Genomic DNA, 15,245 nt, shown 5'->3' on the forward strand with positions numbered 1-15,245 from the left:
ATTACAACATTATATTCAAGTAATAAAAAGTTAGTAATTTTCTAGTTAATTGGAGAGGTAATTCACTATTCAATTATATAGCCAATTCTTCGAAGAGCATTATTAATAAAATCACGTATATAAACAAAAATCTCGTCACGCTCTACTTCATGAAATAGATTATGATAACAGTTTTCCCATTCTTTGAATTGAAACTCTGTAAACTCCATTTGATGAAGCCAATTACGTGTTTGTTTAGTTTCAGTAATTTTATCTTTTTCAGCTGTCATAACTAACATCGGCATATTAGGGAATTCAGCCTTAGGCAATAACACTAAATTACGCATCATTTGCTGTAGTTCTCGATACCATTTCACTGAAACAACGGACGAAAAAGGAACCTCATCTTTCATCTCATCTCTACCTTCTACACTGCGCGTTAACGATTCTAATGTAATTTCATGGGTCAGCTTCACATTGGCAGTCAGGGCACTTAAACTAGTTAAAGCATTTGATAGTTTACCTGGCAATAGCTTTAACTGAAGCCAAGGTGAAGTTATGATAATCCCTGCGCATTCATATTTTCGTTTTTGCATGGTATGTAGTAATAGAGTCGCACCAAGCCCATGTCCTATTAAAAACACGGGTAAATTATACGAAAAAGCATTCTCCATTAAATGCCTTGTATATTTGTTGTATTCTTTAAAATCTTCATCGTGAACACGAGAAAATCCTACATTTACTCCATGATTAGGTAAATCCCCCATAACTATGTGGAAGCCTTCCAATCTAAGTTTTTCAATAAGCCATGCATACCATCGGTGATTTTCATATGCACCATGAAGAATAGCAACCACAGCCTTTGCTTGTCCATCAGCTTCCCATTTCCACATTTCACATAGTCCTCCTAAAAAATAATTACACAATGATTATATCGGAATATCTAGCTCATTTTAATTTTATATTTCCATCAAGTTGCGTATTTGATACGATAATATTACATCATAGAAAGAAAAGAGGCGATCCTAATGATCTATCCATTTAAAGGTAAAAAGCCAAATATCGATCCATCCGTTTTTATTGCCGATTATGCAACCGTTACTGGTGACGTTACAATAGGTGCTGAAACAACGATTTGGTTTAACACAGTTATTCGAGGGGATGTATCACCAACAATTATAGGAAAAAGAGTTAGTATTCAAGACCTCTGTTGCTTACATCAAAGCCCCAAATATCCATTAATTATTGAAGATGAAGTAACAGTAGGACATCAAGTAACTTTACATAGCTGCACGATTCGAAAAAAAGCCTTAATAGGTATGGGCTCTATAGTATTAGACGGAGCGGAGATTGGTGAGGGTGCATTCATAGGAGCGGGTAGTCTTGTACCTCCGGGCAAAGTCATTCCTCCAAATAGCTTAGCACTAGGCCGTCCTGCAAAGGTTGTAAGAGAATTAAATGATGAAGATAAAGAAGATATGGAACGCATCATACGTGAATATGTAGAAAAGGGTCAATACTATAAATCTCTTCAACCAAAAAATTAATTTAACTAAATCAAAGCAGCTCCACATTTGCTCGAGCAATCGAGCCATACATGAGTAGGAGCTTATTTTTTCGTTAAAAACAGTGAAAGGGGCTATTTAAATGTTGAGCCCCTTTCTGTAATAGTATTTTAAAATATTTTTCCAGCTACTTCATTGCTTTAGCTGAATAGTTATAAACCTGCTTTTTCTTTTAATGCGTCAGCTTTGTCTGTTTGTTCCCAAGGTACATTTAAATCTGTACGACCGAAGTGACCATATGCGGCAGTTTGCTTATAAATAGGACGACGAAGGTTAAGCATTTTAATAATCCCCGCTGGGCGTAGATCAAATAGCTCGCGTACCCATTTTACAATTTCACTTTCCGTAACTTTTCCTGTTCCGAATGTATCAACAGCTATAGATACGGGTTGAGCAACACCAATCGCATAAGCTAGTTGCACTTCAGCTCGATCAGCTAAACCAGCAGCTACGATATTTTTTGCCACATAGCGTGCTGCATATGCCGCTGAACGGTCTACCTTAGTTGCGTCCTTACCTGAGAAAGCACCTCCACCATGACGTGCATAGCCACCGTATGTATCAACGATGATTTTTCGTCCAGTTAGACCAGCATCCCCTTTAGGACCACCAATTACGAAACGGCCAGTTGGGTTGATGAAATATTTAGTATCGGCATCTAGTAATTCACTTGGAACAACTGGAGCAATAACGAATTCTTTTAAGTCTGCTTGAATTTGCTCAAGTGTAGCTTCTTCATCATGCTGTGTTGAAATTACAATCGTATCAACGTGAACTGGTACATTGTTTTCATCATATTCAACTGTTACTTGCGTTTTTCCATCTGGACGTAAATATGCTAGTTCACCAGATTTACGTACTTCCGTTAAACGACGAGCTAATTTATGCGCTAAACTAATTGGTAATGGCATAAGCTCTGGCGTTTCATTACATGCATAACCGAACATTAAACCTTGGTCACCTGCGCCAATTGCTTCAATGTCAGCGTCTGTCATAGAGCCTTCACGCGCCTCTAATGCTTGGTCAACACCTTGAGCAATATCAGGTGATTGCTCGCCAATAGCAACAAGTACTGCTAGGTTTTCAGCATCAAAGCCGTATTTTCCACGTGTATAACCGATTTCTGCTACAGTATCACGAACGATACCTTTAATATCTACATAAGTAGAAGTAGTAATTTCTCCTGCTACTAATGCTAAGCCTGTTGTTACTGTTGTTTCACACGCTACACGCGCGTTTGGATCTTCTGCTAAAATAGCATCTAAAATGGCATCCGAAATTTGGTCACAAATTTTGTCTGGATGTCCTTCTGTTACACTCTCTGATGTAAAAAGTCGACGGTTTGTCATTTGATTTTCCTCCTATTACTTTTACAAATAATATTTGCGAATTAATACGGTACTCATTACCCATGTCAAGTTCGCCCCTAAGGATTGAACTCTCAAGCCGTTGTTGCTGTCGTTGCACGTTTGCACAAGTAAAACAATTGTTGCTGTCACTACGCTTTCGCACAAATAAACAGCTGCTGCTTTTAACACGAGGATTTTCGAAAGATCCGTCATTATAATAAGGAAAGGACTGTACACTTACCTTTAATTCGTTTTTAACAATAAAAAAAATCCTTTTCTCACGCTTACTTAACATGAGGAAAGGAATAATGACTTCGTAACCTTTCACTCTTATCGTTCAAGGGGTTCCCCTTGCATCAGATTGGCACCAGCGCATGTCGTGAAATGATTCATGCAGGTTGCCGGGTTTCACAGGGCCTGACCCTCCACCAGCTCGGGATAAGAGTATCCGTTCAATATCTCATAATACGTAAAAGGTCGAACATTGTCAAATATTTTTATCTTCCTTCAGCGAGTCGCTGAAATAGAGGAACTCCGTCTAAGAACGCCACGTCCTTTGGCAATTCATCTACAAAAAACATCTGTTGCTGTCGCTACGTTTGCACTTCGCTTTCGCGCAAAAAACATTTGTTGGCCTAAAGCCTCCGGACGAAAATTATGCCATGGCATAATTGATTGTATTCTTATAAAGAAAGTATGGGTTTTATACAGAAACTAAATTGCATAATATTGTAAATTAAAACAAAATAATCCCTACTCTCCACCTCACATCATGTGTTAACATATGTGTAACCCTTTACAGCACATTTTGTAGCAAAAGCAAAGCGTTAGCTACAGAACATGTGGTGGATGAATATGATTGTAGCCCCTTTTTAGTCGAAGACAAGCTCCAACTAATAAAAAAACAAGCTAAAACTTCACATCCTGTGCGAACCCCATGTTAGCCAAAAGCTTCCAAACACAATTTTGCTGTGTCGAAAGTGAATGTGTAATCACTTATAAATAGGGTAAAAAGCATTATCAAAACGAATAAATTTACTTTTTGTCGTTTTCTTGAAAAGTAATAAAATCTGAAAAATAATTTCTGAATTAGTATAGATTATTTAAGCAATTGTGTTATACTATTTTTGAAATTAAGAAAATCTCCCCAGACTCAAGGGAATACTATAAAAAAGGATGGTATTTAATCGATGAATTCAGTAGAAATTGCAAACGAACTGAAGGAATTATTAAACGGCGGTAACATTAATGTTCAACTTTCAGTACCACAATTAGCTGAAAAAGCTACATCTCGTGGTGAAGCTATGTTAACAGTAGATGGCGCAGTTCGTGCAGAAACTGGCAAATACACTGGTCGTTCACCTAAAGATAAATATACGGTAGAAGAAGATAGCACAAAAGATAAAATTGACTGGGGCAAAGTTAACCGACCAATTTCTTCTGAAGTGTTCGATAACTTATATGTAAAAGTAGTAAAATATTTAAAAGAACGTGACGAATTATTCGTATTCAAAGGCTTTGCTGGTGCTGACAAAGATTCGCAATTAAGCATCCAAGTCATCAATGAATATGCTTGGCACAATCTTTTCGCTCATCAATTATTTATCCGTCCAACTAAAGAAGAATTAGCTTCTCATGTTGCTGACTTCACAGTTATTTCAGCTCCTAACTTTAAAGCAGATCCTGCTATTGATGGCACTGCTTCTGAAACATTCATCATTGTATCACTTGAAAAGAAAATTATCCTAATCGGTGGTACTGAATACGCTGGTGAAATCAAAAAATCTATTTTTGGTATTATGAACTACTTGTTACCACAACAAGGCATCCTTTCAATGCACTGCTCAGCAAACGTTGGTGAAGCTGGTGATGTTGCATTATTCTTCGGTTTATCTGGTACTGGTAAAACTACTTTATCAGCTGATCCTGACCGTAAGCTTATCGGTGACGATGAACACGGTTGGTCTGATAACGGTGTATTCAACATTGAGGGCGGTTGCTATGCAAAAACAATTAACCTTTCTGCTGAAAAAGAACCAGAAATCTACAATGCAATCCGCTTCGGTTCTGTTCTAGAAAACGTAGCTGTTGATCCAGAAACTCGAGTTTGTGACTATGATGATGGTTCATTAACAGAAAATACACGTGTAGCTTATCCAATTCAATACATTGAAAATATTGTTGATCCATCTGTTGCAGGTCACCCAAAAACAATCATCTTCTTAACAGCTGATGCATTTGGTGTATTACCTCCAATCAGTAAATTAACAAAAGAGCAAGCAATGTACCACTTCCTAAGCGGTTTCACGTCTAAACTTGCTGGTACAGAACGTGGTGTAACAGAGCCAGAACCAGTATTCTCAACTTGCTTCGGTTCTCCATTCCTTCCACTTCCAGCAACAGTTTATGCTGAAATGTTAGGTCAAAAAATTGACGAGCACGGTGCACAAGTATTCTTAGTGAACACTGGTTGGACTGGTGGCGAATATGGTACTGGTAGCCGTATGAAGCTTTCTTACACTCGTGCAATGGTACGTGCTGCAATCGATGGCAAATTAACTGATGTTGAAACAATTCAAGATTCAGTATTCGGATTAAACATTCCAACTTCTATTGAAGGTGTACCAACAGAAGTGCTTAATCCTCGTGATGCATGGGCAGACAAAGCTGCTTATGATAAAAAAGCTGCTGAACTTGCTGGTTTATTCAACGAAAACTTCAAGAAATTCTCAAATGTTTCTGAAGCTATCACTAAACTTGGCGGTCCATTAAAATAATTTACTAAGCAAAGGGAACGATTTAATAGTCGTTCCCTTTTTTATGTTAAAAATATGGTCAAGCAAATCTTTGTGAATGTTTTGGAGCTTTAAATGAGGGTGATTTCCGTTCCATGTTACTCGCTTTCCTGAGAGCAAGCATCTGGCCGCTTTCGCATAGATAAACCATTGTTGCTGACGCTTCACTTTCACAAAAAAACCCTGTTGCCTGAAGTTTTGTTTTATTACTATAAATTAGAGTGACGCGTTGATTGGAGTGGAGACAGAGCGACTCCTTGGGGATCAGCAATAGAGGAACGAAGGCTAAAACCATCACGTCCTGTGATAACGCCTTCGTGACCAACATCGTGTTGGCCCGAGACCCTGGAGCGAGCAGCGCGAGTGAAGCGGCTCATCGGACGCCCCCAGGAAAGCGCTCAGTCGGAACGGAAATCAACTCCCTCGTTTTGCCGAAGAGTCATACTTTAAGACACCTTAATTTCATGTATTTCAACAACATGCAAAGGGAACAATTAGAATCGTTCCCTTTTTTATCTCCCCTATTTTATAGAATTCTACTTTTCATATTAGTAACTTTGTGTATAATTCATAATAGTAGTTTTAGGAGGATACATATGAAAAAAAAATATAAAGTGATTATTACCATTGTCAGTCTGCTATTAGTATTGTTTGTTGTGGCTGGATTTTTTGCAGGGAATTATTTTTATAATTTCGCCTTAAATCCTAATACTGACAAATCAGATGTGTTTAATGCTCCGCACAATTCTATTGCTGTTAGTCCTAAGGATGCTAAAGAAAAAGAAGAGAGCGAGAAGTGGTTTAAAGAGAATTACAAGGACTCTTATATACAGTCTTTCGATGATTTAAAATTACATGCCTATACACTTAAAAATACAACCGACACAAATAAATGGGCAATTGTTTTCCATGGATATTCATCAGATGGCTCACAAATGACAAAGTATGCTAAGTATTTTTATGATAAAGGCTACAATGTTCTCGTACCTGATGCAAGAGCTCATGGAAAAAGTGAGGGTGACTATATCGGTATGGGTTGGCATGATCGACTTGATGTGGTCTCTTGGATTAACAATGTTATCAGTTCTGAAAAAAACGCTGAAATTGTATTGTATGGTGTTTCCATGGGAGGTGCTACAGTGATGATGGCCTCAGGAGAGGATCTACCTAGCAATGTTAAGGCTATTATTGAGGATTGTGGTTATTCCTCAGTTTGGGATGAATTCTCCTATCAATTGCAAGCACTCTTTAATTTACCTGAATTTCCTATTATGCAGTTTTCTTCAATTGTAACGAAGTTAAAAGCTGACTATACGCTTGGTGAAGCTGATAGCGTCAAGCAAGTAGCGAAATCGAAAACACCTATGCTATTCATTCATGGAAGTAATGATACATTTGTTCCATCTGAAATGCTAGATGAAGTATATGAGGCTGCCAATGTACCGAAGGAGAAATTTATAGTTGAGGGTGCCGGACATAGCCGTGCAGAAAGCGTTGCTGGAGACGCTTATTGGAAAACTATTAACAACTTCTTAGCAAAATATATAGAGTAAATATCTTTTTTTCTACCGTTCAGGTGCCTGCAGTTAAGCACCTGAACGTTTTTTTGGTCTATCTGATCAGTTTTATACTTGACCCGAGCAGTTCTTCGGCCTACTTGAACTTTTTTCAAACAAAAAACTCCATTTTGAAAAAGAGTTAATCAAAATGGAGTTAATTTTCTAATTTTATCCTACGTTGGTTCAAGCAATGAAGGAAATGGTAGACCTTTATATCTATTGATGTTTCATCCATTCACAAAGTGCATGTACTGTTGCTCGATTTTTTGCTGGTGGATACTGATGAGCATAGCGAAGATCATACCATGTTTCATATCTTTTATTAGCATCCTTTAAATAAAATTCTAATTGTCTCGCATGTTCAATATCTACATTTTCATCACGATAGCCATGAATAATAAGTACTGGAGCCGTAATGTGCTCTATCTCGAAAAGTGGTGTTCGAGCATCATAAGCACCTGGTACACGATTAGGCGTCCCTCCAATAACCCGCTTCATCATCCTGCGCATATCTGTCCGCTCCCAATATGTAGCTGTTGCATCAGATACCCCTGCCCATGTCACAACGGATGTAATATCTCTACGCAAGATCGCAGTCCAAAGTGCCATAATACCACCACGTGAAAAACCAAAAACATGAATATTATCATTACAGAACTGTTTTAGTACGTCTACTGCGTATACAGCATCATAACGATCCGCTCCTGCAAACTCATCTCGTCCTTCTCCACCTCGATTGCCACGGTAATATGGAGCAAAAACGATAAAGCCTTGAGCTGCAAACTGTGCGACACGTGAAGGTCTAACCATGCCAATGCTTTGCATGCCTCCCCGTAAATATAAAAAGCCATCATATGTACCTTCTGCCTTAGGCTCCGCTAGTAATCCTTTCACACGTAGACCCTGTGACATATACGTGATTTCCGTTAAACGAATAGCTGGATTAGGCGAAGGATAAGGACGTTTTCCAACGATCTTACCATTGGTCATAATGCTTCAACTCCTCCAGCATTTTCTGCATACCTGCATCCTTCATATGAAAGCTTAAATTTGGATGATGCGTAAATTCTTCATCCGTTAGCCAAGTCATCCCTGAAGTTTCTAAATCAAATTCAATGTCCTCCTGCCCCGCAAACTGTGCAGTAAAGACCGTTTTACAAAATAAGATGTCATCATGAACGGCGTATTCTGCAAACCATTTAAGATTTTTCACATGAACACCCGTCTCCTCGAATACTTCCCTAATTGCTGCTTGCTCCAATGTTTCCCCAGGTTCTTGCTTTCCTCCTGGAACCTCTACGCCACGTCGTTTATGAATCGTACATAACCACTTATTTTCATGCTTTAATAAAACTAGTACATGCTTAGGTTCAGTGTCCAATTCACCTCTTTTAAAACTTAAATCCACTTGTAAACCATTTAAATCTGTAAATGTAAACATGCTCTTCAACTCCTTTTTCTCTATTTCATACACTGAGTCGAATCAGCGTTACGGTGATGATCTTTTATTTCACTATAGTGTATTCATGTATCTATAATCAACAGATAAAATCACTAATATAAACTTCCATTAAGCGGTGCGATAGGCGTCCTATTTAACAAGAAGTAATACCACATCTAATACTATGTTCATTCGATTTCGAACAATAAAAGTGCCACAAATTGTAATGTTTTTACTCCTATCTACTAATGCTCAAAACATGAGCTCTTCTCTTATGACAATGGTTAATCCACCAAGAGAAATTAGCTTCATCAATATAAAAAAGAGTCACTGATGTTTTTCAGTGACCCTACCTTTAGACACGTTTATTGAAATATGGAAGTTGTTCAACAAATGCCTTCGTATCCGCATCCCCATACTCATGAACTAGTGCATAGATTTTTTTTAATCGCAAATCAATTTCATCATTTTCTCTATCAAGATGATACTGTATATATGGCAATTGCGCACGCCATGCATTTGCAATTTCTAACATTTGCATTTGCTGAAAAATCTTTTCAAATACATCTAATGCTTGGCGATCTACGTTAAGTTCAAAGTTCCACTGTCCTGCATATGGATTTGTATAATACGTTCTATTGGCAAGTGAAAAATATACACGCTGACGCTCCATCACAAAACACTCCTTTTACCATAGTATGGTGGTAAAAGGAGCGTTTTATTCGCTGGAATGTCAAACTTCCTTCACAACTAAATAAGATTATCTAATTTATAATAAGAAGTATGAATAAGGAACGGAGTGAATGCCATGAGTTTAATCACACTCTTAGTTGTAGCAACAATCATCGTAATATTAGTAACGGTCGCGACTATTTTAAGTGTCAATCGTGCGTATGCTTTTAAACATACAGTCGATGAAAAACCACAGCAAAGCTTTCATCAAGATGATGACTAGTTCAATTTGTACATTTTTTTAAGACATTCTTTTATAATAGTATTAACAATAGAATTTGGAGTGAATGCAATGGGAGTACCATTACCAATAATCATTATGATCGCAATGATGATGCTTATGTTTGGCGTTTCTGTTATTGTCTTGTTGAAGAAAAAAAGCAATTTCTTTACACAAACTATCGATGCTAAGCCTAAGCAAAACAACGCTCAACAAAAGGATAAACAACTATGAAATATCCCTTTATATGGCTCATTAAGTTTTACAGAAAATTTATATCACCCATGACACCGCCATCCTGTCGCTTCCATCCTACATGCTCCTCCTATGGACTTGAAGCTTTTCAAAAACATGGTGCCATTAAAGGATTCTATTTAACAATTAAACGGATATCAAAATGCCATCCATTCCATCCAGGTGGCTTTGATCCAGTACCTGAAAAATGGCCTTCGAAAAAGAATTAATTTTCGAGGGTCATTTTTTCTTGTACTTTTATCAGATGTGCGTTATTATAGGAACTGTTCTAAAAACAAACCGTAATGATTACTATTTGAAAGAGGTATGCTATAAGATGAAAAAAGTATTTTTGTTATTTTTAGTTGCAGTCCTTGCCCTATTCACTGCTGCCTGTGGGAATAAATCAGCTACATCCAAACAGTCAGAGACAAAGGATAAATTAACAATCTACACAACTGTCTATCCATTAAGTTATTTTGCGCAACGAATTGGTGGCGATTTTGTAGAGGTTTCTTCTATTTACCCTGCTGGCGCCAATGAGCACACATTTGAGCCAACACAAAAAGATATGATGAAATTAGCAGATGCCGATATATTTTTCTATATAGGCTTAGGGCTAGAGGGCTTTGTTGAAAATGCCAAAAAGACTCTAGCTAATGAAGATGTAACTATGGTAGCAACTGCAGATCAGGTTTCAGATGAAAAATTAGCAGTGAGTACAGGTCACTCACATGATGATCACGAAGATGAAGACGGACACGGACATGATGACCATGATCACGGTAATGTAGATCCACATGTTTGGCTATCTCCAACTATCAGTCAAGACTTAGCACTTTCCATTAAAAACACTCTAGTTAAAAAAATGCCAGAACAAGAAGCTACATTTACAGCTAACTACGAGGCATTAGTAAAAGAACTTCAAGATTTAGACAATGAATTTAAAGCTATGGCTGATAAGGCGCACGAGAAAACGTTCTTCGTATCTCATGCAGCATTTGGCTATATCGCAGGACAATACGGCTTAAAGCAAGTTCCAATAGCCGGTTTAAACTCACAAAATGAACCTTCTCAAAAAGAACTTACGGCGATTGTTGATAAAGCAAATAAATTGCATATCCACTACATTTTATTCGAGCAAAATGTCTCTTCTAAATTAGCTGAAGTTATCCAAAAAGAGGTTGGAGCAGAGTCTCTTGTCTTGCATAATTTAAGCGTTTTGACAGCAGATGATGTAAAGAATAATGAAACTTACTTCACCCTTATGAAGAGAAATATTAAATCTTTAAATACTGCATTAAATGATCACAAATAAATGAGTAAGGAGGTACCCCGAACATAGTATGGGGCACCTCCTTTATTATGACGTACTTTTCTTGTGGCATTCGTTTTTCTGCTCTATAAATACTAATTAGCCCTTTTTTCTTACGGATAGCAATTTGTATTTTCTTTCGACTATCCTTTACTTGGGCTATATTACTTTCTAAAATAATTGGTTCCCATTCATTTAAATGCACCTGAACAGAAGTATCGCTTTTATCACCTTTTAAAAGCAGTCTATGCTGTTCTATTAATTGTTTTACTGTTTGTTTATTTTTACTTAAAATGGACAGCCCTTTATCAAAGGCAAAATGACCATCCAGTATTGGCTTTGTAAGAACTTCAACCTTATTCGTTTTTTGTAAATCAAAATAGGCTTCACTTGTAGCGGCTGGGAAACTCGTATAGTCCCAAGAGTGATCCTGAGCTAATTGGCGATCAGACACTAAAAAATAATTATAAAGGACCTCACCCTTACGATCAGGCAATGGATCATCCCATGTAACATCGATATGATACCATGCATTATCAAGCTTCACTAAGACCCAGGCGTGTAGTTGTTCCCCTACTTTTCCTGGTACATATTGTACCTCAAAGCCTAGCTTCTCTAGCATTCGATAAAGCACTAGAGCATATGCCTGACAAACTCCCTTGTTCTCCGTAAGCAAAGTGTAGGGAGAATATTGACTTCCTTTCGTTTCCTTCGAATATTCAGCAGATAGAACGATAAAATCATGTGCAGCCTGTATTTTCTGCAATTCACTTAATCCATGCATAGGTACAATAATATTCGTCAAAGTCTGTTCTACAAATGCCTCCTCTTCCTGTGAAATATGATAGGTAAACTCAAAACGAATGACAATATTATTGGCATAGCCATCATATTTCCATTTAAAACTAGAAATATTGGCGTAAATATATGGATCTTGAATAGCATGTTTTATAAGCTCTGATAGTTCATCTTTTATTTCCGACGTATTACCAGTATAACGAATATCAAATTCAGTAGATAATTGCATGACTTGTTTTTGAATTAGATGTTGTAGTGTTTCTATTGTATTGGCCGTTGCGGTTTTCTTTTGTTCATAGTTTGCGAATACTTGCACATGACTCATTTGTAGAACAAATAATATAATGACAACATTATATATATATTTTCTCATATGAGTCTTTCTCCTTTACTAACTAGTTTATGCCTGTCATTTCTTATTATGTTAATGAATGATTAATTTAATCCTAAAAGTTTACTAAAATTGACTCTTACAACGAATAAAGAAGGCTCTTTGAAACGAAATATATATGGACAATTAGTAAAGCCTGTATCGTTGATTACAAAGCAATCATTGATACAGGCTTTTTATAATATTTATTCAATTAACGCCCCTGTTACTGTAAGTGCAAAATTTCACAATCTTATTTTTAATAAAACAAGAGTTGTTAAGCCAACTCTTGTTTACTTAAATTTTCAAAGCAGGTTTTAATGCTTCCCATTCTTCTCTTAAAATGCCCATACGAATAGAATCATAATAATTGTCTTCATAAAAGCGTACTTTTCTGATACGAGCTTCCATTTGCATACCTAACTTCTCTCCAACCCGAATCATTCTATCATTCCCTGACCAAGTAGTTAAACCTACTCTGACAAGTGGTAATGAATTAAATATATGATTAAGCCAAAGTTTTAGAGAACGAGTTCCTATCCCCTTATTCCAATTTTGACCTTCGTGTATAACAATACCTAATTCCAACCAGACAGCTTGTTCATCTTCAAAATAATAAGAAACAATCCCACATACGACTTCATCTACTGTGATAACCCACATATTCTCTTTACCAACCCACGTTGGTGCAGTTTCCATGAATTTTTCAAATGGTATGGATTTATGCGGAAAGTAAGGTGCATCCCATTTCTTCCATTCTGGTGCATCTTCTTTATAAATTAACTCCCATAGTTTCGATAAGTCTTGCTCCTCAATTGGACGGATTATTAATTCGTTATCTTTATACATACAATTCCTCTTTTCAATAATTTTTAAATTCATTGATCGAAAAGAAGATTCCCTCTACTTTTCAATCACCTTGTTGAAATGAATGTGTTTCATCTTTATCACACCTTTCCTCGCAATGTCATTATTGTATCATTTAACCAATTTTGATTAAATAATTTTTGTTAACCTGATCAAAATTCAATAAAAGAGTGCATTAATCTTTCTTGGGTCAACGCCCTTGTTAAAAGAGCAAACGCAGATCCAAGGAAAGATATTATCATCACTAACCCCAATAGACCTAAGAAAACCTGTCTACTCGCTATTCAGTTGGCGAGCATCAAGCAACTTCCTCTACTTGATTGCCGCTGCCGCTTCGCTAGCACACTTTCACGCAAAAAACATCCGTTGGCCCAAGCGACTCAACGGACGCCCTCTGGAAGCTTTGCACTGTGCGAAAGCAAAGCGTCAGCGACAAATGTTTTATCTGCGCGAAAGCGTAGCGTCAGCGACAAAGCGCCCATTCGGAACGGAAATCAACCACTCGTTTTGCCGAAGATCCTTACTTTATAATTGTTTTTCAACAACACGAAAAGAAGCCTTCTTATCAACGAAGGCTTCTTTTTGTTATTAGTTCATTAATTTTCTACGAAGTAGCTTGTTGGCACCGTTTCGAGGGAGCTCGTCCGTAACAATGATTTCTTTTGGTATTTTATATTTCGCAAGCTTCTTTTGACAGAATGCTTGTATTTGCTCTACCTGTACTTCTTCTTTTAATACAACAAAGGCAATTGGGACCTGCCCCCAAGCTTCATCATCAATGCCGCATACTCCCGCTTCCTTAACAGCAGGGTGTGTAAGTAGTATATTTTCGATTTCAGCAGGATAAATATTTTCGCCACCTGAAATAATTAAATCAGCCCGACGATCAATGACAAATAAATAACCATCTTCATCTATATAACCAATATCCCCCGTATGGAGCCAGCCATCAATTGTTGCATCTTTTTGGGCAAAACGACCAATGTACCCTGGTGTAACATGTGGACCACGTATGCAAATTTCTCCTTCACCGTTGTCATTCGGCTCAGCAATGCGAATTTGATTAAAAAATAATGGTTTTCCCGCGGAACCAATTTTTCGCATCGCATCTTCATTCGCTAATGTTGCCGTTTGTGACGAAGTTTCAGTCATACCATACGTTTGAGCTACAGCTAAATTTAATGCATGCGCTCTCTTTAAATAATCTTCAGGCACTGGTCCACCACCCGCTAGCATCATTTTAAATTTCGGTGAGGCTTGTGCGTTTTTCTGTTCAAGCGTATGTAAAATCCTTTCTAATGTGACAGCGACTACCGACATATGTGTAACCTTACCATCCATTATATTTTTGGAAATGGCTTCTGCATCAAATTGATCATATAAATGCACTTTATTGCCGTACAATAGTGAACGCACTAAAATAGAAAAGCCACTAATATGAAAAAGTGGTACCGCACATAACCAAGTATCCTCCACATGCAAGCCTATATTTAAAACGGAGGCCGTTGCACTTGCCTGGTGATTTCCGACTGTTTGACAAACGCCCTTTGGGAAACCAGTCGTACCAGATGTATACATAATCGATGTTGTTTGGTTTAAAGACCATTCTTTCGTAATATCAATAGCCGCTTCGGTACTTTTTTCTATAGTAGAAAATAAATAATAAGACGTGTGTGATGGTAATTTTTCTACATCCTCATCTGCAATTAATACCGCCATAGCCTCTGAATCCTCTAGCTGATAGGCAATTTCATCCTGTGTTAGCCTACGATTTAACATGACCATTTCACATTGTAAATGCATACACGCGTACATCATAATGACCAATGAAGGCTTACTCGGCCCCATTATGGCAATACGGTCTCCTTGCTTAATATCCAGTGCTGTAAGTTGACGAGCACGTTTTAACGATAAATCATTTAATTCTTGAAATGTCCAAGTCTGCCCATTATATGTTAAACCGTTTCGTAAAGGTGTTAAATACGCTCGCTGTAAAATCCAATTTAGATACATCTCATTAT

Annotated in this window: 16 protein-coding genes and 1 riboswitch; of the genes, 7 read left to right on the forward strand and 9 right to left on the reverse strand. The window is 37.3% G+C overall.

Going from position 1 to position 15,245, the window contains the following annotated elements:
* Positions 1 to 65: 65 nt before the first annotated feature.
* A complete protein-coding gene (locus ACYQ73_RS16070) occupies positions 66 to 872 on the reverse strand; it encodes an alpha/beta hydrolase (RefSeq protein WP_460013417.1) in 807 nt (268 codons plus the stop codon).
* Between the two features lie 135 nt (positions 873 to 1,007).
* On the opposite strand from ACYQ73_RS16070, the gene ACYQ73_RS16075 reads away from it, so the two are divergent.
* Entirely contained in the window at positions 1,008 to 1,526 is a 519-nt protein-coding gene (locus tag ACYQ73_RS16075) for a gamma carbonic anhydrase (protein ID WP_142510678.1), read from the forward strand.
* 170 nt (positions 1,527 to 1,696) lie between these two features.
* Here ACYQ73_RS16075 and metK read toward each other — a convergent pair whose 3' ends face one another.
* Positions 1,697 to 2,893, reverse strand: coding sequence for a methionine adenosyltransferase (gene metK / locus ACYQ73_RS16080; protein ID WP_460013418.1), 1,197 nt, complete (start codon positions 2,891 to 2,893; stop codon positions 1,697 to 1,699).
* 327 nt (positions 2,894 to 3,220) lie between these two features.
* Positions 3,221 to 3,338, reverse strand: a riboswitch (SAM riboswitch).
* Between the two features lie 745 nt (positions 3,339 to 4,083).
* On the opposite strand from metK, the gene pckA reads away from it, so the two are divergent.
* Positions 4,084 to 5,670 carry a phosphoenolpyruvate carboxykinase (ATP) gene (gene pckA, locus ACYQ73_RS16085; RefSeq protein WP_460013419.1) on the forward strand — a complete coding sequence of 529 codons (1,587 nt, stop codon included), beginning with the start codon at positions 4,084 to 4,086 and terminating at the stop codon, positions 5,668 to 5,670.
* Positions 5,671 to 5,897: 227 nt separating this feature from the next.
* On the opposite strand, the gene ACYQ73_RS16090 is transcribed toward pckA, so the two are convergent.
* Entirely contained in the window at positions 5,898 to 6,065 is a 168-nt protein-coding gene (locus ACYQ73_RS16090; RefSeq protein ID WP_460013420.1) for a hypothetical protein, read from the reverse strand.
* A gap of 219 nt (positions 6,066 to 6,284) precedes the next feature.
* Here ACYQ73_RS16090 and ACYQ73_RS16095 point away from each other — a divergent pair, with 219 nt between their 5' ends.
* Complete coding sequence (locus ACYQ73_RS16095) at positions 6,285 to 7,241, forward strand: alpha/beta hydrolase (protein WP_460013421.1); 957 nt, start codon at positions 6,285 to 6,287, stop codon at positions 7,239 to 7,241.
* A 222-nt stretch (positions 7,242 to 7,463) separates the two neighbouring features.
* On the opposite strand, the gene ACYQ73_RS16100 is transcribed toward ACYQ73_RS16095, so the two are convergent.
* The 3 genes from ACYQ73_RS16100 to ACYQ73_RS16110 all read right to left on the reverse strand — a co-directional run bounded on the left by ACYQ73_RS16100 (position 7,464) and on the right by ACYQ73_RS16110 (position 9,361).
* Positions 7,464 to 8,240, reverse strand: coding sequence for an alpha/beta hydrolase family protein (locus ACYQ73_RS16100; RefSeq protein ID WP_460013440.1), 777 nt, complete (start codon positions 8,238 to 8,240; stop codon positions 7,464 to 7,466).
* Complete coding sequence (locus tag ACYQ73_RS16105) at positions 8,224 to 8,688, reverse strand: NUDIX domain-containing protein (RefSeq protein WP_460013422.1); 465 nt, start codon at positions 8,686 to 8,688, stop codon at positions 8,224 to 8,226. The genes ACYQ73_RS16100 and ACYQ73_RS16105 overlap by 17 nt, the downstream gene beginning before the upstream one ends.
* 355 nt (positions 8,689 to 9,043) lie before the next feature.
* Positions 9,044 to 9,361: a transposase gene (locus tag ACYQ73_RS16110; protein WP_370081996.1), complete on the reverse strand. Its 318-nt coding sequence runs from the start codon at positions 9,359 to 9,361 to the stop codon at positions 9,044 to 9,046.
* 135 nt (positions 9,362 to 9,496) lie between these two features.
* Between ACYQ73_RS16110 and ytzI the strand changes: the two genes are divergently transcribed.
* The 4 genes from ytzI (at position 9,497) to ACYQ73_RS16130 (ending at position 11,192) form a co-directional block, all read left to right on the forward strand.
* The gene (gene ytzI, locus ACYQ73_RS16115; protein ID WP_460013423.1) at positions 9,497 to 9,643 is read left to right on the forward strand and encodes a YtzI protein; all 147 of its coding nucleotides are present in this window, start codon (positions 9,497 to 9,499) and stop codon (positions 9,641 to 9,643) included.
* A gap of 60 nt (positions 9,644 to 9,703) precedes the next feature.
* Positions 9,704 to 9,874 (forward strand): hypothetical protein, encoded by a 171-nt coding sequence (locus ACYQ73_RS16120; RefSeq protein ID WP_460013441.1) that lies wholly within the window; start codon positions 9,704 to 9,706, stop codon positions 9,872 to 9,874.
* Positions 9,871 to 10,104: a membrane protein insertion efficiency factor YidD gene (gene yidD, locus ACYQ73_RS16125; RefSeq protein ID WP_082172819.1), complete on the forward strand. Its 234-nt coding sequence runs from the start codon at positions 9,871 to 9,873 to the stop codon at positions 10,102 to 10,104. The genes ACYQ73_RS16120 and yidD overlap by 4 nt, the downstream gene beginning before the upstream one ends.
* 107 nt (positions 10,105 to 10,211) lie before the next feature.
* Positions 10,212 to 11,192, forward strand: coding sequence for a metal ABC transporter solute-binding protein, Zn/Mn family (locus tag ACYQ73_RS16130; protein WP_460013424.1), 981 nt, complete (start codon positions 10,212 to 10,214; stop codon positions 11,190 to 11,192).
* Here ACYQ73_RS16130 and ACYQ73_RS16135 read toward each other — a convergent pair.
* The 3 genes from ACYQ73_RS16135 to ACYQ73_RS16145 form a co-directional block, all read right to left on the reverse strand.
* A complete protein-coding gene (locus tag ACYQ73_RS16135; protein WP_460013425.1) occupies positions 11,155 to 12,360 on the reverse strand; it encodes a transglutaminase domain-containing protein in 1,206 nt (401 codons plus the stop codon). The two genes, ACYQ73_RS16130 and ACYQ73_RS16135, sit on opposite strands and share 38 nt — an antisense overlap.
* A gap of 294 nt (positions 12,361 to 12,654) precedes the next feature.
* Positions 12,655 to 13,206 (reverse strand): GNAT family N-acetyltransferase, encoded by a 552-nt coding sequence (locus ACYQ73_RS16140; RefSeq protein WP_460013426.1) that lies wholly within the window; start codon positions 13,204 to 13,206, stop codon positions 12,655 to 12,657.
* Between the two features lie 606 nt (positions 13,207 to 13,812).
* A complete protein-coding gene (locus ACYQ73_RS16145) occupies positions 13,813 to 15,237 on the reverse strand; it encodes an o-succinylbenzoate--CoA ligase (protein ID WP_460013427.1) in 1,425 nt (474 codons plus the stop codon).
* Positions 15,238 to 15,245 lie beyond the last annotated feature (8 nt).

Source organism: Lysinibacillus sp. CTST325, assembly GCF_054665055.1.